Here is a 19,057-nt window from a genome sequence, read left to right on the forward strand (position 1 = left end):
CTTCACGTTGCCACGGGCTGAACTCAGAAACTCCCGATGCCCTTGCCGATCATCGAGAAGCCGATCACGAGCAGCAGCACGGCCATGATGACCGCGTTCTCCTTGGTCAGCCAGGTGCGCAGAGCATCCAGCGTGCCGCTGAGCCTGTCGGCGGCGATCAGGTAGCCGACCACGGGGATCAGGACGGTGGATGCTGCGATCAGCGTGTAGATCGCGATCACGCCGATGATCGAACCGGAGGACAGTTCGGCTGCTCCGATGTCCGTGCCGGCGCCGGCCGCCATGATGAGATTCTTCGGGTTGAGGGCAGAGAGCAGGAAACCGAGCCCGAAGGCGCCGAAGAAGGAGACCTTATCGATCGCCTGCATCCATCCGGGCAGCTTCGGCTCCTCGCCCTCCTGGGGGCGACTGCGCCACTGCTTCAGCGCCAGCAGGAACAGCAGCGCTCCGAGGACGAGCTGGATGATGCCCTTGATCGGCTGCGAGGCGTCCTCGTCGCTCTCGGGGAGGATCGAGGACAGCAGGGTGAACACGGTGACGGCGAGGATGATGCCGATCAGCCAGCCGAGCAGGAACCCCACACTCGTCACTCGCGCCTTGGGCGAGAGCAGCATGAGGATCGCGGCGATGATCGGGATCGGACTGATCGCGACTCCGAGTGCGAGGGGGAGGAGCTCCCCGATGACGGCATTCATCAGCTGTCCTTCGTTTCAGCGCCGGTGAGATCAATGATCGCGGCGCGGTTGGTGGTGTAGAGCTTCTCGTCCGTCAGCAGCTCCAGGCGTCTGAGGCGATGCTGGGTGTTCGGGCGCACGCGGCTGAAGCCCAGCGTGATGTTCTCGTCGGCAAGCCAGGTCTTCAGCGCGGCGAAGGACTCGGCGCCGGTCACGTCGATGTCGGTGACGGCCTCCATGTCGACGACGACGTGCTCGACCTGGCCGTCGCCGGCGGCGGTGACGGCGTCCTTGACAGCGGTGGTGAACACGGCGCCGTTCGCGAAGAAGAGAGGGGCCGCCATGCGGACGACGATGACGCCCGGGGCCGTGACGGTCCCTGCCGGCGCGTCCTCGAGCAGGGATTCGCCCGGATCGCCGGACGACTCCAGGACGTCGATGGCCGGGCTGGCCGCCCGCTTGGCGATGTTGATCAGCGCGAGCACGAAGGCCACGAGGATGCCGGGGATCGAGCCGACGAACAGCGTCACGAGGAAGCAGATCGCGCCGATGACGAACTCGAAGCGGTCGGCCTTCCACAGGTCGATGAACTCCCGGATGCCGAGCAGCGGGATGACCGCGACACCCACGATCGCGCCGATCACGGGGGAGGGGATGTCGGCCAGCAGCTCGGTGCCGAACAGGAGCAGCAGCAGCGTGCCGACCGCGAGGACGAGGGAGGGCAGCTGGGTGCGGGAACCGGCCTGGTCCATCGCGGCGGTGCGGGAGGTGGATGATCCGACCGAGAAGCTGCCCTGCGCGCCCGCGGCGATGTTCGCGAAGCCGAACGCCATCAGATCGCGGTTCGCGCGGAACGGGTAGCCGTGCTTCTCGGAATACGAGCGCGAGACGAGAAGGCCTTCGGCGGTGGTTACCAGCGTCAGCGCGATGGCGGAGGGAATCAGCGCCAGCCAGGTGGTCCACTCCAGCATCGGCCACGTGAGCGCCGGCGCGCCGGCCGGGACCTCGCCCAGCACGGCGACGCCCTTCTGGTCGAGGCCGGCGGTGACGACGACGACGGTCGCGAGCACCAGCACCACGAGCGCCCACGGCACGGCCCGCAGGTAGACGCGGCCGAAGATCAGGACCGCCACCGAGACCACCGAGATCAGGACCGACCAGCCGTTGATCGTGCCGAGACCGGTGATCAGATCGTAGACCTTCTCGACGAACTCGCCACCGGATTCGATCTTCACGCCGAGCATCTTGGCGACCTGGCTGACCATGATGTCCAGCGCCAGCCCGCCGACGAAGCCGACGAGGATCGGCTTGGAGAGGAAATTGGCGAGGAAGCCGAGTTTGAACACCGCGAGCAGGATGAACATGATGCCGCAGATGATCGCCTGCGCCATGGCGAGAGTCGCGTAGTCGGCGCTGCCGGCGGCGGCGAGCCCGCCGACCGATGAGGCGACCAGGGCGGCGGCCGCGGCATCCGGCGACGCCACCACCTGGCGCGACGAGACGACCAGCGCATAGATGATGGTCGGCACGATCAGCGCGTACAGGCCGGCGGTCGGCGGGAGGCCGGCGATCTGCGCGTACCCGATGTTCAGCGGGATCGCGATCGCGAGGAGCGTGACGCCGGCGGTCAGCTCGGAAGCCAGATTCTTGGAAGTGAGGCCGGCCAAAGGGCGCTGCATCGTGGTTCCTCTCGTACGTCCTGTCCCACATTGGCACTCGAGAGCCCCCTGCGGCCACCGCCGGGCCGAAAGATCACGCGGGAAGGATGAGGCCTCAGCGGGTCCGAACGGTCTGCTTCAGACGCGTGCGCACGTCGAAGAGCTCGTTGCCGCCGACGATGCGCGCACCGGGGACTCCGGTGCGCAGGACGGTGCGCAGGGCGCTGCGCCGCACGGCGATCACGGAGACGTTCCCGACGACTCCGAGCTGCGTGACGGGCTGGACGACGTCGTCATCCGGAAGCACGACGATCGCTCCGCCGAAACGCACCCGCGCGGAGCGCGCCACGGCTCGCATGCGGGAGAGTAGTTCGCGGATCGGCATCCGATCTCCGGCTTCAGGACCCGTGATCTCGTCGCGGCGGAATCCCACCGGTCCACCGAAGTCCTCCGAGACCAGACCGTACAGGCCGGTCGGGCTCAGCACGACATGGTCCAGCGTCTCATCGCCGGGGCCGGTGGCGACGGCGTGCCAGACGGTGAAGCCGATACCGAGGTCCTCCATCGCCCGAGCGGTGTCCTCCTCGGCGAGAGCATCCGCCAGCAGACGGCGCAGACTCCACGGCGTTGAACGGACGAAGGCCGGCGAGTACGGATCGGCGACCTCGCCCTCCGCCCACTCTCGGACGAGGGACAGATAGCGCTCGCGACGCCAGGAGCCGGCGCGGCCGTAGGATGCCGTCTTCGGGCGGGTCCCGGCTCTCGCGCCGGTCATCCGTCCGCCCCACTGCAGCCGATCTCCGTCGTCGTGTCCGCGGTCGTAGGCGCGGCGAGCGTCGGCCGTGCCGATCAGCTCCCACGCGTGCTGGACCTGGATGAAGGCTGCGGCATCCCCTCCGGTGTCGGGGTGGGTCTCGCGCAGGCGCAGCCGATAGGCACGGCGCAACCCGTCGTCGTCCACGTCGGGGGCGACGCCGAGCACCTCGTACGCCGACGCTGAGAGAGGGCTGTCGAACACCGGTTCAGGCTATCGATCCGTGAGCGCGTGTGCTTGCATGAGGCGACGCGCCGGACGGCGCCGAGGGGGAGGTCGCATGTCTCGCAGGATCGGTGTCGTGGGTTGTCTCGTCGTGCTGGCGGCGCTGGTCGGATGCGCGGGCGCCGGTGCGCCCGGTGCCGAGGGCACGCCGACGCCGACGCCCACCGCCGCATGCCCGCAGGTGGAGGGTGCGGAGCTTCCGCCCGAATGCGCGCCGTACGACCCGGATGCGGCGATGGCGCAGAACGACCGATACCGCCAGCGGATGGAGATGTCGGAGGACGCGACCGCGGCGGCGCAGGAGTTCGTCGAGCCCGTGCGGGCGGGGCTGGAGGAGATCCGCGTGTCCGGAACCATCTCGGCCGAGACCGTCGAGCAGGTGATCACGGATGCCGGGCTGCCTCAGCCGCAGCTCCGATCCGGCGCCGGGGACGTCCTGTTCGGCGTCGCCGGCCCAGAGGGCGGCTGCGTCTTCGGTGCGGTGACCCCGGAGGAGGTCATCATCGAAGTGGGCGGGATCATCATGGACGGCGGCTGCCTGCCGGCGCAGTAGGTCGCGCTCAGGCCGGGGCTGTGCGCTCGTCCAGGATGAGCTGCAGGAACGCGAGATCGAGCCAGTCGCCGAACTTCGTGCCGACCTGAGGCAGCAGGCCCGTCTGCACGAATCCATGCTTCTCGTGCAGGCGGATCGAGCCGACGTTGCGGCTCTCGATCGCGGCGATCATCACGTGCACGCCGAGCTCGCGCGCCCGTTCGATCAGCGCCGACATGAGGTCGTTGCCGATGCCGCGGCCCTGACGGTCGGGATGCACGTAGACGGAGAGCTCGACCGTGTGGCGGTACCCGCTGCGGGCGCGCCATGGACCGAACGTCGCGTATCCGAGGACTCCGGAATCATCGACGGCGACGAGCACCGGGAAGCCATGATCGGTGCGATCGGCCAGCCAGGCCGCGCGGTCGGCGACGTCGACGGTCTGCTCGTCCCAGACGGCCGTGGTGTTCACGACGGCATCGTTGTGGATCTCGGTGATCGTGGTGAGGTCGGCGGCCTCGGCATCCCTGATGTGCACGTCGTCGACGCTAGCAGGATGGGTGGTCAGCGCGCGTACCCTGGAACAGGGACGACTCGGGACCAAAATCGCTGCGTTCGTCGTTGTCCTCTGTGGACGCACCTCACATCAGAGCAGCGTCAGAGAAGGAGTGCCACTCATGACCGACACCGGAGCCATCACCCGCACGCCCGGAACCGAGACCGCCGTCCTCGCCGGCGGCTGTTTCTGGGGCATGGAAGACCTCATCCGCCGTCAGCCCGGCGTCCTCGACACCCGCGTCGGATACACGGGCGGCGAGAACGACCACGCGACCTATCGCAACCACCCCGGTCACGCCGAGGCGGTCGAGATCGTGTTCGACCCCACGAAGACGACCTACCGCGACATCCTGGCGTTCTTCTTCCAGATCCACGATCCGTCCACGCTGAACCGCCAGGGCAACGACATCGGATCCAGTTACCGGTCGACGATCTTCCCGCTCTCGCCCGAGCAGGAGCAGGTCGCCCGCGACACGATCGCCGACGTCGACGCGTCGGGGCTGTGGCCGGGCAAGGCCGTCACCACGATCGAGCCCGAGGGCCCGTTCTGGGAGGCCGAGCCCGAGCACCAGGACTACCTGCAGCGCATCCCCAACGGGTACACCTGTCACTTCCCACGGGCCGGTTGGGTGCTGCCGCGGCGCGCGAACGTCTGACCCACGAGGATCGGACCGTGACGATTCACGGACCCGGTGACGATTCACGGATCGATTCACCGGATTCGTCCGTGAATCGTCACGGCATCCGTGATCCGTCGCCTCCGCCGGGCGACCGCGGTGTCAGGCGTGCACGTCGGCGGGGGACTCCCCGCCCTCGGTGAAGCTCGGCTCCTTGCCCAGCATCCGACCGATCAGCAGCACGATTCCGACGATCACGAGTCCGAGGACCAGACCCGCGATGGCCGACATCAGGGTGTCGCCGACCCAGACCACGAATCCGCCGAGCGGCTCGAGCAGGTGCTCGACCCCGTGGACGAAGTCGGTGATGCCCACCAGCCCGACGGCGCCGAGGTTCGCCAGCACCAGGTGGCCGCCGACCCAGAGCATCGCGACGGTGCCGATCACCGAGATGACGCGGAACACGGCCGGCATCGAGCGCACGATCCTGGTGCCGGTGTGCCGCACGCGGCGGTCAGAGTTCTTCGCCATCTTCAGGCCGATGTCGTCGATCTTCACCAGCAGCGCCACCGCGCCGTAGACCACGCCCGTCATCAGCAGCGCGATCACGGCGAGGATGCCGAGGGTCATCCAGATGCTCAGCCCCGACTCGAGGTTCGCGAGCGAGATGAGCATGATCTCGGTGGAGAGGATGAGGTCGGTGCGGACGGCGCCGAACACGAGCTTGTTCTCGTCGCGTGCGCCCTCGTCGGCATGGCCGTGATGGAACCCGAACCACTCCAGCACCTTCTCGGAGCCCTCGAAGCAGAGGTACGTGCCGCCGATGATGAGCAGATACGGCAGCACCCACGGGGCGAACGCGGTCAGCAGCAGCGCGATCGGGATGATGATCACGAACTTGTTGACCAGCGATCCGAGCGCGATCTTCAGGACCACTGGCAGCTCGCGCGCGGGCGTGATGCCCTGCACGTACTGCGGCGTGACCGCGGCGTCGTCGATCACGACGCCGGCCGCCTTGGACGACGCCTTCAGCGCGGCGCTGAGGATGTCGTCGACGACCGCGAGCAGACCAACCGACATGGGACCCCCTGTGTGTGATGCCGGGTGCCACTCTAGCGGGGACGCGTGGCTGGTTCGCTCGGCGTGCGCCTCAGCATCCCCCAGGCCGTCGCCCCTACTCCGGCGGACCGTTCGGGAGGAGAACGCGCGAACGGGAGGAGCGATCACCGCGTTCCGGTCCTCCCGTTCGCGCGTTCTCCTCCGATTCGGGCGCGGGCGCGGGCGCGGGGCGCAGCGCCCTTCAGCCCTCGACCGCACTCGGCAGACGCACGTCGAATCGGCATCCGGTCGGCTCGTTCGTCGCGCTGATGCGGCCCTGGTGCGCCTCCACGATCCCGCGCACGATCGCCAGTCCCAGCCCTGCGCCGCTGGTGCCGGCGATCCCCGTTCCCGGCGTGCGGGCGTGCGTGCCGCGCCAGCCCGGATCGAAGATGCGGTGCAGATCCTCCTCGGCGATGCCCGAGCCCGAGTCGCGGACCGAGAGCATCACGCCCTCGGCATCCTGCACCGTGCTGATGCGGACCTCGCCACCGGTCGGCGTGTGCTCGAGAGCGTTCATGAGCAGATTCGACACCACGCGGGAGAGCTCGCGCGGGTCCCCGACCAGCGTGTGGTCGGGGCTGGTGCGCTCCACGAGCACGATGCTCTTGGCCTGCGCGACCGCAGCGAGCTCCGCCGCCGCGTCGCTGACGAGGTCGTGCAGCGACAGGGGCTCCAGGGTGAGCACGAGCGTTCCGGAGGAGATCTTCGACAGCTCGAAGAGGTTGTCGACGAGCGCGGTCAGCCGGTCGACCTGCAGCCGCATCTGATGGTGGAAGCGGGCCGGGTCCGACGCGAGCCCGTCCTCGAGCGCTTCGGTCATCGCCCGCAGGCCGCTCAGCGGAGAACGCAGATCGTGCGAGATCCACGCCACCAGCTCGCGCCGTGATGCGTCGATGGCCTGCACCTCCTCGCGGGCCTGTGCGAGTCGGAGGCTCGTCTCGGCGAGTTCGGTCGCCAGGGCCTCGAACTCGGCGCTGGGGGATGCTGATGGATGCTGGTCGACGACCTCTCCGTCTCCCATCGCGTGCGTGAGGCGACGCAGCTCGTCGCCCGCTCGTGCGATGCGCAGACCGAGCAGCAGGGCGATGCCGACCGAGACGATGGCGGAGACGATCGTGACGGTCACGACGACGAGGAAGTCGTGCGGCGAGATGTACATCGCGAGGGCCACGGCGAGCACCCCGGCGGCCAGCGACAGCACCGAGGTCAGGACGACGACGAACAGCTGCGCGATGAGCGGGCGCCGACGCAGGAGGTGCAGCGCGAGCAGGCCCAGCGCGCCGACGACGAGCGCGCACGCCAGGGCCATGCCGACGATGGTGAGGAGGTCGGGCAGCGGCATGTCAGCCTCCGATATCGAGTCGGTATCCCACGCCCCAGACGGTGACGAGGATCTCCGGATGGCCGGGGTCGGCTTCGATCTTCTCCCGCAGCCGGCGCATGGTGACCGTCACGGTGGAGAGGTCGCCGAACTCCCAACCCCACACCGTGCGCAGCAGTGTCTGGCGGTCGAACGTCTGCCGCGGGTGCTTGAGCAGGAAAGCGAACAGGTCGAACTCGCGGGCCGACAGCTCCAGCGGCGTCCCCGAGGCCGTCACGATCCGCGCCGAGGGATCCAGATGGAACGGGCCGAGGTCGAACGGCGCCTCCGGCGCGAACGCCGCGAGGCTCCGGCGCAGCACCGACTGCACGCGCAGCACCAGTTCCCGCGGCGAGAACGGCTTGGTGAGGTAGTCGTCCGCGCCGGCCTCGAGCCCGTCGATGCGGTCCTCCGGCGCACCGAGAGCGGTCAGCATGATGATCGGCACCTGCGATGTCTCGCGGATGCGCCGGCACACCTCGACGCCGTCGACCCCCGGCAGCATGCGGTCCAGGACGATCAGGTCGGGGCGGCCCTTCGCCGCGGCATCCAGCCCCGAGAACGCATCGGACGCGACGTCCACCAGGAACCCGGCCGCGTGCAGATACGTCTCGGCGACCTCGCACACCATCGGGTCGTCTTCCACGATGAGCACGCGACGGTCGGCGAGGTCCCCTGCGGGCTCGGCGGGCGCGGTCGACGTCATGCACCCAGGTTAGGCGGGGCGATCGGCCGGCGGGCGCGAAGGTCGCCCGGCGTCCGCGGTTCGTAAGGGTTTGGGGGCGGCGCTGACGGCTCGGAGTTCCTACATTCTGGGTATGAGCCCTTCCGTCGACGTGATCCTGCCCTGTCTCAACGAGGCACGGGCTCTTCCGTCGCTGCTCGCCGAGCTCCCGCCGTCGTACCGGGCGATCGTCGTGGACAACGGCTCCACCGACGGTTCGGCCGAGATCGCCAGACGCCTCGGGGCGACGGTCGTGACGGCAGGCCAGCGGGGATACGGAGCGGCCGTGCACACCGGTCTCATGGCCGCGACTGCGCCGATCGTGGCGTTCTGCGACGCGGACGGCTCGTTCGACCTGCGTCAGCTCGATCGCGTCGTCGATCCGATCCGCCGAGGAGAGGCCGATCTCGTGTCGGGGCGCCGGATGGCCGTCTCGGCAGGCGCCTGGCCTCTGCACGCACGTTTCGCCAATGCGGCGCTGCTCTGGTTCGTGCGGCTGCGGATGGATGTCGAACTCCACGATCTCGGGCCGATGCGGGCCGCCGGCCGAGAACGTCTCGTGGGCCTCGGCATCCGGGATCGGCGCAGCGGGTATCCGCTCGAACTCGTGCTGCGGGCGCAGCGGGCCGGTTGGCGCATCGATGAGGTGCCGGTGGACTACCGCCCTCGCGTGGGGAAGTCCAAGGTCACCGGCACGATCCGAGGGACGGCTCAGGCGATCGGCGACATGCTCCGGATGCTGCGGAGGTACGCATGAACGGCGTCACGGTGGTGATCATGGCCAAGGAGTGCATCCCCGGCCGGGTCAAGACGCGGCTGCACCCGCCGTTCTCGCTCGAGGATGCCGCGCAGATCGCCCAGGCGGCGCTCGACGACACGATCGCGGCGGTGCGCGGCGTCGACGTCCGGCGTGTGCTCTGCGTGCAGGGGGCGCTGCCCGAGACGCCAGGGTTCGAGCAGATCCCGCAGTCGGCGGGCGGGCTCGACGACCGGATCGCGGACGTCCTCGACCGCCTCGACGGACCGGTGCTGCTGATCGGCATGGACACTCCGCAGATCGATCCCGAACTGCTGCGCATGGTGGCGCGCCGCTGGCCGCTCGGGGTCGACGCCTGGTTCGGCCCGGCCTCGGACGGCGGCTTCTGGCTACTGGGCCTGCGCGATCGCCTCGCCGGAGGGATGCCGCGTGGCGACCTCGTGCGCGGTGTGCCGATGTCTCGGGACGACACCGGCGCCGTGCAGCGCGCCCGGCTGGTGGATGCCGGGCTGAGCGTCGCCGATCTGCCCATGCTCACGGACATCGACGACATCGACAGCCTGCGTACGGTGTCGGCCGAACTCGACGGCTCGAGCGCTCTCGCGCGACTGCTCGATGCGTGGGGCCTCACGCCGGTCGCCGGGGGCGCGTCATGACACTGCCGATCGTTGCGCACTTCGATGCCGGCGACGCATCGCCGTATGCGACGGCGCTGCGCAGCGGAGGCGGTGTCCTGCGCATGGTCGATCACGACGGCGCGCCGGGTGCGCCCGTCGAACTGGGGCGCTTCCTCGCTGCGGCCGACGATGCGGATCGATCGGTGCTGGAGCGCGCATCAGGAGCGATCCTTGACGTCGGCTGCGGTCCCGGGCGCATGGTGCGGGCCGCGATCGTCGCTGGCCACCTCAGCCTGGGGGTGGACGTCTCGGACGCGGCCGTCGCGCACGCGCACGCTCAGGGGCTGCCGGTGCTGCATCGCTCGGTGTTCGACGCGGTCCCCCGCGAGGGCGAATGGGGTACGGCCCTGCTGATGGACGGGAACATCGGGATCGGCGGCGAACCCTCCGAGCTGCTGGCGCGCTGCGCGTCGCTGGTTCGGCCCGGCGGTGCCGTGATCGTCGAGGTGCACGCGGATCCCCACCGCAACCGCGGATTCCAGGCCACGCTGATCGATCATGAGGGCCGCGCGAGCCTTCCGTTCCCCTGGTACGAGATCGGCCTGAACGGGCTGCGCCGGTGCGCAGCGGATGCCGGGTTGCAGGCGGTGGAGGCCTGGGCGCACGCGGGGCGGGTGTTCGCGCTCCTCGTTCGCTGAGCGAGGCGCGGCGCCGCTCCGCCGGGCAGGGGTCGCATCTTGCCGCGTCGAGCCGCGTGAGGCGACGATTCGCGGCCCCTTCGACCGGGTGCGCACGCCGTTCTGCTCGGTGGGGGTCGCGTGTGGTCGCGTCAGCCCGCGGGAGGCGGCGAAACGCGACCCCTCCGCGTGATGGCTCGCCGCCGCAGCACCGTGATCGCCGGCACGAGCACGAAGTCGTGCACGATCACCGCGGCGGCCAGCCACACGGCCAGGTTCAGCAGCTGGTCGGGACGCTGCGTGCTCACGAGCAGCCACCCGCCCCACAGCATCGCCGCAACGCCGAGCACGGCAAGCACGATCCGCATCACACCACCTCGATCGCCGTCAGCCACTTCGTCTGCAGCACGCCGGGGCGCCCGGGGGCGATGATCCGCGCGGGGTAGCCGTGATCCAGGTCGAGCCGCTCGCCGTTGACGTGCAGCGCCACGAGCGTCTTCGGATCCCGCGTGTACTGCGGCGGCATGGTCGTGGCGGCGAACCCTCCGCGCTGCTGCATGCTCTGCAGGTGCACGGTCGCGTCCTGCGGCGCCTCGACGAGGTCGAGGAGGTCGGAGAGACGGACGCCCTGCCACGCGGCATCCACCGTCCACCCTTCGACGCAGGCGATCGGCAGCACCTCGCGCTGCTGCGGGAGCGCGTCCAGCTCGGCGAGGGGCAGCTCCCGCACCCGCGAGCCGCTGCGCACGGTCAACCGCCAGTCGGGGTCGGACGCGAGCTCGGTCACCCGCGCCTCTCGAGCCGAACGGTTCACCGGGAGCGCCTGCGGCGCCACGATCCTCCGGCGGTCGTCGGTCACGCTGAACGGGCCCGCGGGGAGGATCGCGTGCGTGAGCGCCAGCGCTCCCATCGCCGCCGAGCCCGCGCCGACACCGAGCAGGAAGCGCCGTCGTGACACGGCATCCGATTCAGTCATTCGATCCTCCGGCCCAGTGCCGGCGGATCGTCGGCAGCTGCACGGCGATGTGCAGCGCCAGCGCGCCGATCAGCACCCAGGCGAGCGCGAAATGGGTCCGTCGGAACGAGAACTCCCACGAATACCACCCCAGGACGTTGAGGACGCCGGTCACCGGCAGCACCAGCGCGGTCGCGACCAGCACACCAACCGACGCGCGCTCGACCAGGTTTGCCAGCCCGGTCACCGGCGGCCACTGGAACAGCCGCGGGTACACCACCCACAGCTTCGCCAGCAGCAGCGGGAACAGCATGCTGCCCACGATCACGTGGGTCCCCTGCGTCCAGGCGTACAGGTACTCGGGCCGCGCTGGTGTGACGAACCAGCCCACCGGACTCTGCAGGAAGTGGCTGTACAGACCGGTCGCGAAGCAGATGAGGAACGCGAGCCCGAGCATCCGACCGACGACGACCGTCATCCGCGCATCCCGCACCGGCGAGGCGAGCGCGCTCTGCACGCGCGCCGCGCGCGGGCGGAGGACAGCATCCAGCCGGTCGATCAGCGCGGTGCGGTCCGTCATGGCTTCAGTGTGCGCGGACGATCGCCGATCGCGCCCGTCGATTCGCTTACAGGGTGGTGACGCTGCACCCGGATGCCGGAGGTGTCACGGAGGCGTAAGGAATCTCCGGTACCGCGCGGAGTCTGCGCAGAGGAGTCTGAAGGCATGCAAGACGAAAACGTCGAGATCGCCGTGATCGGTGGCTCTGGACTCGCCGCCCTCGCCGTCGACGACGCCAGAAACCTCGAGCCCGTGCCGACACCGTACGGACCGGTGTCGGGCATCGTGCTCGGACGACTGGCCGGGCGGCGCACGGCGTTCCTCGCCCGACACGGCGCAGGTCATCGGGTGCCGCCGCATCGGATCGACGCGCGAGCCAACCTGTGGGCGCTGGCGAAGCTGGGTGCGCGGATCCTCGTCTCGACGAACGCCGTCGGCGGGCTCGAGGCCGACATGCGCCCCGGCGACCTCGCCCTCACCGACCAGCTCATCGACCGCACCTGGGGTCGCGCGGATTCGTACTTCGACGGCGGCGACATCGCCCAGGGCGTGGAGCACCTGCCGCTCGCCGAGCCGTACAGCCGTGAGTTGCGACGCCTCGCCGCCGCCGCGCTGCGCGATGCGGGCGAGACGCCGCGGGAGGCGGTCACGAGCGTGGTGATCCAGGGGCCGCGGTTCTCCACCCGCGCGGAGGCGGGCTGGCATCGGCTGATGGGTGCGGGGATCGTGAACATGACCCAGTTGCCGGAGGCCGCGCTCGCGGCAGAGCTGGGGTTCGCTCACGTGAATCTCGCAATCATCACCGACACGGACACCGAGCACGGCGACGGAGACCAGGATCGCTCGGTCACGGCCGAGCGGGTGTTCCAGGTGATGGCCGCGGCCGAACCGCGCCTGAATGCCGCGATCGCCGCGATCATCCGTGCGACCCCGGCTGGGTTCACCGCGCCGACGCTGCTGTCCGAGGACGCCGTGCGCAGCATCCTGGCGGCCGAGCCGAACGACCGGGACGGAGGCGCCGGATGAGCCTGCTGCTGGTCACGGGGGGACGCGGATTCATCGGCGGCGCCATCGTCGAGCAGGCGCTCGCGGCGGGGTGGTCGGTCCGGGTCTTCGACTCGTTGCGCGAAGACGTGCACGGCGACGGCGGCGGGCGCCCGGTGCCGGAGGGCGTGGAGTTCGTCCAGGGCGACATGCGGGATCCGGATGCCGTGGCCGCCGCCCTGCGCGGCGTGGACGCCGTCTGCCACCAGGCCGCCAAGGTCGGACTCGGTGTCGACATCGGCGATGCGCCGGACTACGTCGCCTCCAATTCGCTCGGCACGGCGGTGCTGCTCGCGGCGATGCGGGATGCCGGCATCCTTCGTCTGGTCCTGGCATCCTCGATGGTCGTCTACGGCGAGGGGCTCTACCGGGATGGCGCGTGGGTGGGGCAGGCGCCGCCGCGGAGGCTCGCCGATCTCGCGGCGGGGATCTTCGACCCTCGATCGCCGGTGACCGGAAACCTGCTGCAGCCCGAGCTCATCGACGAGGATCAACCGTGCGACCCCCGCAACACGTACGCCGCGACCAAGCTCGAGCAGGAGCTGCTCGCGCGCGACTGGGCCCGCGGCACCGGCGGGACGGCCGCGCTGCTGCGGTACCACAACGTCTACGGTTCATGGATGCCGCAGGGCACGCCCTACGCCGGAGTGGCGTCCCTGTTCCGCTCCGCGCTGGAGCGCGGAGAGGCGCCGGACGTGTTCGAGGACGGCGAGCAGCGACGCGACTTCGTGCACGTCTCCGACGTCGCCTCAGCCAATCTCGCGGCTCTGCGCTGGGCCACCGGCGCAGGGGAGGCGCGTGCGTTCAACGTGGCCAGCGGCGACGTCCACACGATCGGCGACTTCGCACGGACGCTCGCCGCAGCCGTGGGAGGGCCCGAGCCGCGCGTGAGCGGGAGATTCCGTGCGGGAGATGTGCGGCACATCACGGCATCCTCGGCTCGGATCCGAAACGAACTCGGCTGGCAGCCGCAGATCTCGTTCGAGGACGGCGTCGCGCAGTTCGCGCAGGACCCGATGCGGGCGGCGGTCGCGGGGCGGTGAGCGGCATGATGGTCCGGCCGCGGGTGGCGCTCTGGAGCGGGGCCGCGGCCGCCCTGCTGATCGCGGCGGCGATGATCATTCCCGCAATCTCGGGCTGGAAGGTGTACGTCACGCTGCCACCGCTGCACGCGGAATGGATGCCGCGGATCGGACCCGGTCTGCCGATGGCCGTCGCCCTCGGCATGCTGGCGGTGATCTTCGCGCAACGACTGGTCGCGCGTATGCGGTGGGTGCCGCTGCAGCTGATCGTGTTCGGCGCGGCGCTGGCATGGTTGCTGTCGCTCGCTCTCGTGGACGGCCTCGACGGCATCGGGACGATCCTGAACCACCGATACGAGTACCTCGGCACCGCGCGCGAGGTCACTGACTTCGGGGCGACCCTGCGGGAGTACGTCGAGCGCATCCCGTACGCGCACGACGACAACTGGCCGGTGCACATCGCGGGGCATCCGCCTGGGGCGCTGCTGTTCTTCTATCTCCTGGTGCGGGTGGGGTTGGGCAGCGGACTGGCGGCGGGACTCGTCGTGATCGTCCTGGGGGCGACGATTCCGGTCGCGGTGCTGGGGACGCTGCGGTCGCTCGGGGCTGAGGAGTCCGCCCGTCGGGCCGCTCCGTTCCTCGTCTTCACGCCCGCCGCCATCTGGATCGGCGTCTCCGGTGACGGCATGTTCTCGGCGTTCGCGGCGTGGGGGCTGTGGGCGCTGGCCCGTGCGGCGACGTCGGCGCGGCGGCGGGAGGGGGCCGTCGCGATGGTGGCGTGGTCTCTGCTGGCGGGCGTGCTGCTCGGATACTGCGTGATGCTGTCGTACGGCCTGCCGCTGCTCGGCATGCTCGCCCTTGCGGTCCTGTTCGCCGCGCGGCAGTGGTGGCCGCTGCCGATCGCCGCGGTCGCGGCACTGGCCGTGGTCCTCGCGTTCGCGGTCGGCGGCTTCGCCTGGTGGGAGGCGTTCCCGGTGCTGCAGCAGCGCTACTGGGATGGCGTCGCCTCGCGGCGCCCGCCGGAGTACTGGATGTGGGGAAACATCGCGGCGTTCGTGATCAGTGCGGGGCCGATGGTCGCGGCATCACTCGGCGGGGCAGTGGATGCCGGTATCCGGCGCCGTGGTCGACCGGGCAGGCTGCGCGACGACGGCGTGCGGGTCGTGCTGCTGCTCGTGGCGGCGGCGTGGCTGAGCATCCTGCTGGCCGACCTGTCGAACATGAGTCGAGCGGAGGTCGAGCGCATCTGGCTGCCGTTCGTGCCGTGGGCTCTGCTCGGGCTCGCGCTGTTCGGGCGCCGCATACGTCGGATCATGCTCGGAGTGCAGATCGTGTTCGCGATCGTGGTGCAGTCGCTGCTGCAGACCGGGTGGTGAAGCGGGGCGCCGCGAATCGCGCCTGGCGGCTCTGCGGCCCCCGTGGCTAGGCGGCAGGGGTCGCCATTGGTCGCGTCCGCCCGGCCGTGGCGACCATTTGCGACCCCGCTCACCCGGCGGCGACGCAGCGGGGGTCGCGATTGGTCGCATCAGCGCGCGGGAGAAGACCATTTGCGACCCGCGCCACGTGCCGCCGATTCCCGGGAAACGCGTGTCCCGTGCGATCTGCGTCCGCGCTCCAGGACCGCGCCCCGGCGCCCGCGCTCAGCCGGCGAGCGTCGACGTGTCGATGACGAAGCGGTAGCGGACGTCGGACGCCAGCACGCGATCCCAGGCCTCGTTGACCTCGGATGCCGAGACGATCTCGACCTCGGGGGCGATGCCGTGCTCGGCGCAGAAGTCCAGCATCTCCTGCGTCTCGGCGATCCCGCCGATGTTGGAGCCCGCGAACGATCGCCGCCCGCCGATGAGCGTGCCGACGTGCAGGCTGAGCGGCTCGGCCGGTGCGCCGACGTTCACGAGCGTGCCGTCGAGCGCGAGCAGCTTCAGGTGCGCGTCGAGGTCGATCGGCGCCGAGACGGTGTTGATGATGAGGTCGAAGGCACCGCGGAGCTCGCGGAACGTCGCCGGGTCGTTCGTCGCGAAGGCGCGGTCGGCGCCGAGAGACAGCGCGTCGTCCTTCTTCGCGAGCGTGCGCGTGAGGACGGTGACCTCGGCGCCCATCGCGTGCGCGAGCTTGACGGCCATGTGGCCGAGCCCGCCCAGTCCGACGACGGCGACGCGGGTGCCGGGGCCGGCGTTCCAGTGGCGCAGCGGCGAGTATGTCGTGATGCCGGCGCACAGCAGCGGTGCCGCCTTCTCGAACGGGATCTCCTCGGGCAGGCGCAGCACGAAGTTCTCCGTGACGACAACACTCGTCGAGTACCCGCCCTGGGTGATGGTCCCGTCGACGTCCTTCGCTCCGTAGGTGCCGATCGCACCGTTCAGGCAGTACTGCTCGGACCCCGCCGCACAGTTCGCGCAGTCTCCGCAGGAATTCACCAGGCATCCGACGCCGACGCGGTCGCCGACCTTGTGCTTCGTGACCTCGGAGCCGACCTCGGCGACGAAACCGGCGATCTCGTGTCCGACCGTGAGCGGATACTGCTGCGGACCCCAGTCACCCTTGATCGTGTGGATGTCGGAGTGGCAGATGCCGGCCCAGCGGATGTCGATGAGCACATCGTGCGGACCGACATCGCGGCGCTCGATGGTGCTGACGGTGAGGCGGTCGGTGGCTGAGGGCGCGACGATCGCGGCAACAGTGGTGGGCATAGGAAGAGATTACGCCGAATCCGCGCTCGACGCGCTCGAATCGATTCGATACAATCGGAGGTCGCACCTCTGCGTGTGCTCCTCCCGTTCTGCCCCGTTCTGTTCCGCCCTCTCCTGCCTGTCGAGTGACTGTGTCCCGTTCCCTCACCACCGGCGCGCCCTGGCGCGTCATTCTCGCCTTCTCCGTACCGCTGCTGATCGGCAACGTCGTCCAGCAGCTGTACCAGTTCGTCGACACCATCGTCGTCGGACGCCAGCTCGGCGTCGACGCGCTCGCCGCCGTCGGCGCGACCGGCAGCCTGCTGTTCCTGCTGCTCGGCTTCGCGTGGGGTCTGACGAGCGGCTTCGCGATCCCGACGGCGCAGGCATACGGGGCGGGGGATGCTCGGGCTGTGCGCCGATCGGTCGCCACCGGCACGATCCTCACGGGCGCGATGAGCGTGGTGCTCACCGTCGCAGCTCCCCTGCTCGCGGAGCCCGCTCTCGCGGCCCTGCGGACGCCGCCGGAGCTCATGGACGACGCGGTCGTCTTCGCGCAGGTGAGCTTCCTCGGTGCTGCGGCCACCATGTTCTTCAACTACCTCGCCGCCATCATCCGGGCGATCGGCGACTCCCGCACGCCGCTGTGGTTCCTCACGCTCGCCTGCGTGCTCAACGTCGGCCTCGTGATCCTCATGGTCGGACCGCTCGGCTGGGGCGTCGCCGGCGCCGCTCTCGCGACGGTCGTCGCGCAGGCCATCTCGGTTGTGCTGTGCCTGGAGTACCTGCGTCGCCGCCTGCACGAGCTGCACGTCAAGCGCGAGGATTGGCGCGTCACCCGCAGCGACATCTGGGAGCACCTGCGCCTCGGTCTGCCGATGGGCTTCCAGGCATCGATCATCGCGATCGGCACCCTGGCCGTCCAGGTCGCGCTGAACGAGCAGGGCGCCGTAGCCGTCGCCGCCTGGACCGCCGGCTCCCGCGTCGACAGCCTCGCGACCGCCCTGCTCGCGTCGCTGGGCCTGGCCACCAGCATGTACGTCGCGCAGAACGTCGGCGCCGGCCGCCCGGATCGCATCCGACGCGGCGTCATTCAGGCGACGTGGATCGCCGTGATCGGCTCCGTCGTCCTCGGCGTGCTGCTGGTCGTCACCGGCTCGCTGATCGTGCAGGTGTTCGTCGGCGACAGCGCGCCGGAAGTCGTCGAGCTCGCGCATCTCATGCTGATCATCAACGCGTCCTGCTACACGATCCTCGGCGTGCTGTTCGTGCTGCGTGGCGCGTTGCAGGGGCTCGGCCACGCCATGATCCCGACCGTCACGGGTGTCATCGAGCTCGTCGCCCGCGTGGTCGCGGCCGTCGTCCTGGGGTCGCTGTGGGGCTTCGTCGGCGTCGCGTGGAGCAACCCGCTCGCATGGATCGGAGCGGTGATCATCCTCATCCCCGCCTACGTCCGTGAGCACCGCCGAATGGCGAGGATGCCGATCACCTCGACGGTGCTCACCGAGACGACGCCGATCCCTGTGGTCGGTCCGACGAACAGCTCGCTCGTCGTGGATGCCGTGGTGACTTCTCCGATCGCGCTGCCGGGTGCGATCAACGCTCCGCGAGGAAGGCGAGGGCTGCGTCGCGGAAAGCGCGGGACCCGGGTGCGTTGAAGTGATGCCGGTCCGGGATCTCGAGGAACCGGCCTTGCGGGGCCGCGGATGCGAGGTGACGTGACCCCTCGATGATCGCGTCCTGCGATCCGGTCGCGAACAGCACCGGCTGCTGCGGAGCATCCGCCGTATCAGGGTCGATCGTGCGCGACGCCCGCATGCCCTCGGCGAGGGCGAGCAGTGCGTTCAAGTCGTTGCCGGGGACGCGCTCGGTCAGCCGGATGTAGTTCTGGGTCGCCTGGTCGGTCACCGGCGTGCCGTCGTCGATGTACGCGCGCACCTGGTCGAGATCCAGTCGCGCCAGCGGGATGCCCTCGGGGACGCCGCCCAGTACGACACGGGTGATGCGCGCTGGCAGGTCGACCGCGACCTGCCAGCCGACCCGGGCTCCGAGCGAGTAGCCGACGTACCGCGCCTCCTCGACGAGATAGGTGTCGAGCACCGTCTCGAGGTCAGAGGCGAGCGCTCGGATGTCGTACCCCTCGGGTTCGTGCGGCTTGTCGCTGAGACCATGACCTCGCTGGTCCACGCCGAGCACGAAATAGCCGGCATCCGCCAGCATCCGCGTCCAGCCGGTCAGCACCCAGTTGTCACGGGTGCTGGAGGCGAATCCGTGCACGATGACGACGGCCGGCGCGTCCGGATCGCCCCACGTGTACGTCGCCAGGCGCACGCCTTCGCCGACGATGACCATCTGCGGGTCCGGCATGCGATTCAGTTCCGAGAGAGGTACGGCCACCCCTCCATCATGGCCCCGCGGAGGATCACCCCGGCGGATGATGTCGCATCATTCCTCAGGAGGATGTGAAGCGCGCCGTACTCGCCTACTCTGGAGC

General features: G+C 69.9%; 21 protein-coding genes. 9 read left to right on the plus strand and 12 right to left on the minus strand.

The genetic code is table 11. The features are described 5' to 3' along the window. Window positions 1-23 precede the first annotated feature (23 nt). From AC3ANJ_RS00435 to AC3ANJ_RS00445, 3 genes are all read right to left on the minus strand, one after another. A complete protein-coding gene (locus tag AC3ANJ_RS00435; RefSeq protein WP_488317711.1) occupies window positions 24-695 on the minus strand; it encodes a GAP family protein in 672 nt (223 codons plus the stop codon). Then, window positions 695-2,353, minus strand: a complete 1,659-nt coding sequence (locus AC3ANJ_RS00440) for a SulP family inorganic anion transporter (protein WP_488317712.1) — start codon at window positions 2,351-2,353, stop codon at window positions 695-697. The genes AC3ANJ_RS00435 and AC3ANJ_RS00440 overlap by 1 nt, the downstream gene beginning before the upstream one ends. 94 nt (window positions 2,354-2,447) lie before the next feature. Then, window positions 2,448-3,350: a DnaJ domain-containing protein gene (locus AC3ANJ_RS00445; protein WP_488317713.1), complete on the minus strand. Its 903-nt coding sequence runs from the start codon at window positions 3,348-3,350 to the stop codon at window positions 2,448-2,450. A gap of 76 nt (window positions 3,351-3,426) precedes the next feature. Between AC3ANJ_RS00445 and AC3ANJ_RS00450 the strand changes: the two genes are divergently transcribed. Then, window positions 3,427-3,924 (plus strand): hypothetical protein, encoded by a 498-nt coding sequence (locus AC3ANJ_RS00450; protein WP_488317714.1) that lies wholly within the window; start codon window positions 3,427-3,429, stop codon window positions 3,922-3,924. A gap of 7 nt (window positions 3,925-3,931) precedes the next feature. Here AC3ANJ_RS00450 and AC3ANJ_RS00455 read toward each other — a convergent pair whose 3' ends face one another. After that, complete coding sequence (locus AC3ANJ_RS00455) at window positions 3,932-4,441, minus strand: GNAT family N-acetyltransferase (protein ID WP_488317715.1); 510 nt, start codon at window positions 4,439-4,441, stop codon at window positions 3,932-3,934. A gap of 139 nt (window positions 4,442-4,580) precedes the next feature. Between AC3ANJ_RS00455 and msrA the strand changes: the two genes are divergently transcribed. Further along, a complete protein-coding gene (msrA, locus tag AC3ANJ_RS00460; RefSeq protein ID WP_488317716.1) occupies window positions 4,581-5,117 on the plus strand; it encodes a peptide-methionine (S)-S-oxide reductase MsrA in 537 nt (178 codons plus the stop codon). Between the two features lie 123 nt (window positions 5,118-5,240). Here the strand turns inward: msrA and AC3ANJ_RS00465 are convergent, their stop codons facing one another. From AC3ANJ_RS00465 to AC3ANJ_RS00475, 3 genes are all read right to left on the minus strand, one after another. Continuing rightward, window positions 5,241-6,158, minus strand: coding sequence for a DUF808 domain-containing protein (locus AC3ANJ_RS00465; RefSeq protein ID WP_488317717.1), 918 nt, complete (start codon window positions 6,156-6,158; stop codon window positions 5,241-5,243). A gap of 220 nt (window positions 6,159-6,378) precedes the next feature. Then, window positions 6,379-7,521 carry a sensor histidine kinase gene (locus AC3ANJ_RS00470; RefSeq protein WP_488317718.1) on the minus strand — a complete coding sequence of 381 codons (1,143 nt, stop codon included), beginning with the start codon at window positions 7,519-7,521 and terminating at the stop codon, window positions 6,379-6,381. A 1-nt stretch (window position 7,522) separates the two neighbouring features. Further along, a complete protein-coding gene (locus AC3ANJ_RS00475; RefSeq protein WP_406247862.1) occupies window positions 7,523-8,245 on the minus strand; it encodes a response regulator transcription factor in 723 nt (240 codons plus the stop codon). A gap of 112 nt (window positions 8,246-8,357) precedes the next feature. Here AC3ANJ_RS00475 and AC3ANJ_RS00480 point away from each other — a divergent pair, with 112 nt between their 5' ends. Genes AC3ANJ_RS00480 through AC3ANJ_RS00490 form a run of 3 tightly spaced genes read left to right on the plus strand, consistent with a single transcriptional unit; the run spans window position 8,358 to window position 10,335 of the window. Continuing rightward, complete coding sequence (locus AC3ANJ_RS00480; protein ID WP_488317719.1) at window positions 8,358-9,020, plus strand: glycosyltransferase family 2 protein; 663 nt, start codon at window positions 8,358-8,360, stop codon at window positions 9,018-9,020. After that, window positions 9,017-9,676, plus strand: a complete 660-nt coding sequence (locus AC3ANJ_RS00485) for a TIGR04282 family arsenosugar biosynthesis glycosyltransferase (RefSeq protein ID WP_488317720.1) — start codon at window positions 9,017-9,019, stop codon at window positions 9,674-9,676. The genes AC3ANJ_RS00480 and AC3ANJ_RS00485 overlap by 4 nt, the downstream gene beginning before the upstream one ends. Beyond that, a complete protein-coding gene (locus AC3ANJ_RS00490; protein WP_488317721.1) occupies window positions 9,673-10,335 on the plus strand; it encodes a class I SAM-dependent methyltransferase in 663 nt (220 codons plus the stop codon). The genes AC3ANJ_RS00485 and AC3ANJ_RS00490 overlap by 4 nt, the downstream gene beginning before the upstream one ends. Before the next feature lie 131 nt (window positions 10,336-10,466). On the opposite strand, the gene AC3ANJ_RS00495 is transcribed toward AC3ANJ_RS00490, so the two are convergent. Genes AC3ANJ_RS00495 through AC3ANJ_RS00505 form a run of 3 tightly spaced genes read right to left on the minus strand, consistent with a single transcriptional unit; the run spans window position 10,467 to window position 11,849 of the window. Then, a complete protein-coding gene (locus AC3ANJ_RS00495; RefSeq protein WP_488317722.1) occupies window positions 10,467-10,682 on the minus strand; it encodes a hypothetical protein in 216 nt (71 codons plus the stop codon). Further along, window positions 10,682-11,290 (minus strand): molybdopterin-dependent oxidoreductase, encoded by a 609-nt coding sequence (locus tag AC3ANJ_RS00500; RefSeq protein WP_488317723.1) that lies wholly within the window; start codon window positions 11,288-11,290, stop codon window positions 10,682-10,684. The genes AC3ANJ_RS00495 and AC3ANJ_RS00500 overlap by 1 nt, the downstream gene beginning before the upstream one ends. Further along, window positions 11,283-11,849, minus strand: coding sequence for a cytochrome b/b6 domain-containing protein (locus AC3ANJ_RS00505; protein ID WP_488317724.1), 567 nt, complete (start codon window positions 11,847-11,849; stop codon window positions 11,283-11,285). The genes AC3ANJ_RS00500 and AC3ANJ_RS00505 overlap by 8 nt, the downstream gene beginning before the upstream one ends. A 144-nt stretch (window positions 11,850-11,993) precedes the next feature. Between AC3ANJ_RS00505 and AC3ANJ_RS00510 the strand changes: the two genes are divergently transcribed. From AC3ANJ_RS00510 to AC3ANJ_RS00520, 3 genes are read left to right on the plus strand one after another with little or no spacing between them, the layout of a single operon-like run. Continuing rightward, window positions 11,994-12,854, plus strand: a complete 861-nt coding sequence (locus AC3ANJ_RS00510) for an MTAP family purine nucleoside phosphorylase (protein WP_488317725.1) — start codon at window positions 11,994-11,996, stop codon at window positions 12,852-12,854. Continuing rightward, the gene (locus AC3ANJ_RS00515) at window positions 12,851-13,915 is read left to right on the plus strand and encodes an NAD-dependent epimerase/dehydratase family protein (RefSeq protein WP_488317726.1); all 1,065 of its coding nucleotides are present in this window, start codon (window positions 12,851-12,853) and stop codon (window positions 13,913-13,915) included. Before AC3ANJ_RS00510 ends, AC3ANJ_RS00515 begins: the two co-directional genes overlap by 4 nt. Window positions 13,916-13,920: 5 nt before the next feature. Continuing rightward, entirely contained in the window at window positions 13,921-15,270 is a 1,350-nt protein-coding gene (locus AC3ANJ_RS00520) for a hypothetical protein (protein ID WP_488317727.1), read from the plus strand. Window positions 15,271-15,534: 264 nt separating this feature from the next. On the opposite strand, the gene AC3ANJ_RS00525 is transcribed toward AC3ANJ_RS00520, so the two are convergent. Continuing rightward, complete coding sequence (locus tag AC3ANJ_RS00525; RefSeq protein ID WP_488317728.1) at window positions 15,535-16,584, minus strand: NAD(P)-dependent alcohol dehydrogenase; 1,050 nt, start codon at window positions 16,582-16,584, stop codon at window positions 15,535-15,537. A gap of 131 nt (window positions 16,585-16,715) precedes the next feature. Here AC3ANJ_RS00525 and AC3ANJ_RS00530 point away from each other — a divergent pair, with 131 nt between their 5' ends. Continuing rightward, window positions 16,716-18,221, plus strand: coding sequence for an MATE family efflux transporter (locus tag AC3ANJ_RS00530; protein ID WP_488317729.1), 1,506 nt, complete (start codon window positions 16,716-16,718; stop codon window positions 18,219-18,221). On the opposite strand, the gene AC3ANJ_RS00535 is transcribed toward AC3ANJ_RS00530, so the two are convergent. Beyond that, a complete protein-coding gene (locus AC3ANJ_RS00535) occupies window positions 18,160-18,930 on the minus strand; it encodes an alpha/beta fold hydrolase (protein ID WP_488319322.1) in 771 nt (256 codons plus the stop codon). The two genes, AC3ANJ_RS00530 and AC3ANJ_RS00535, sit on opposite strands and share 62 nt — an antisense overlap. Window positions 18,931-19,057: the final 127 nt, after the last annotated feature.

The sequence above is a fragment of the Microbacterium sp. STRO-1N genome, from assembly GCF_057748015.1.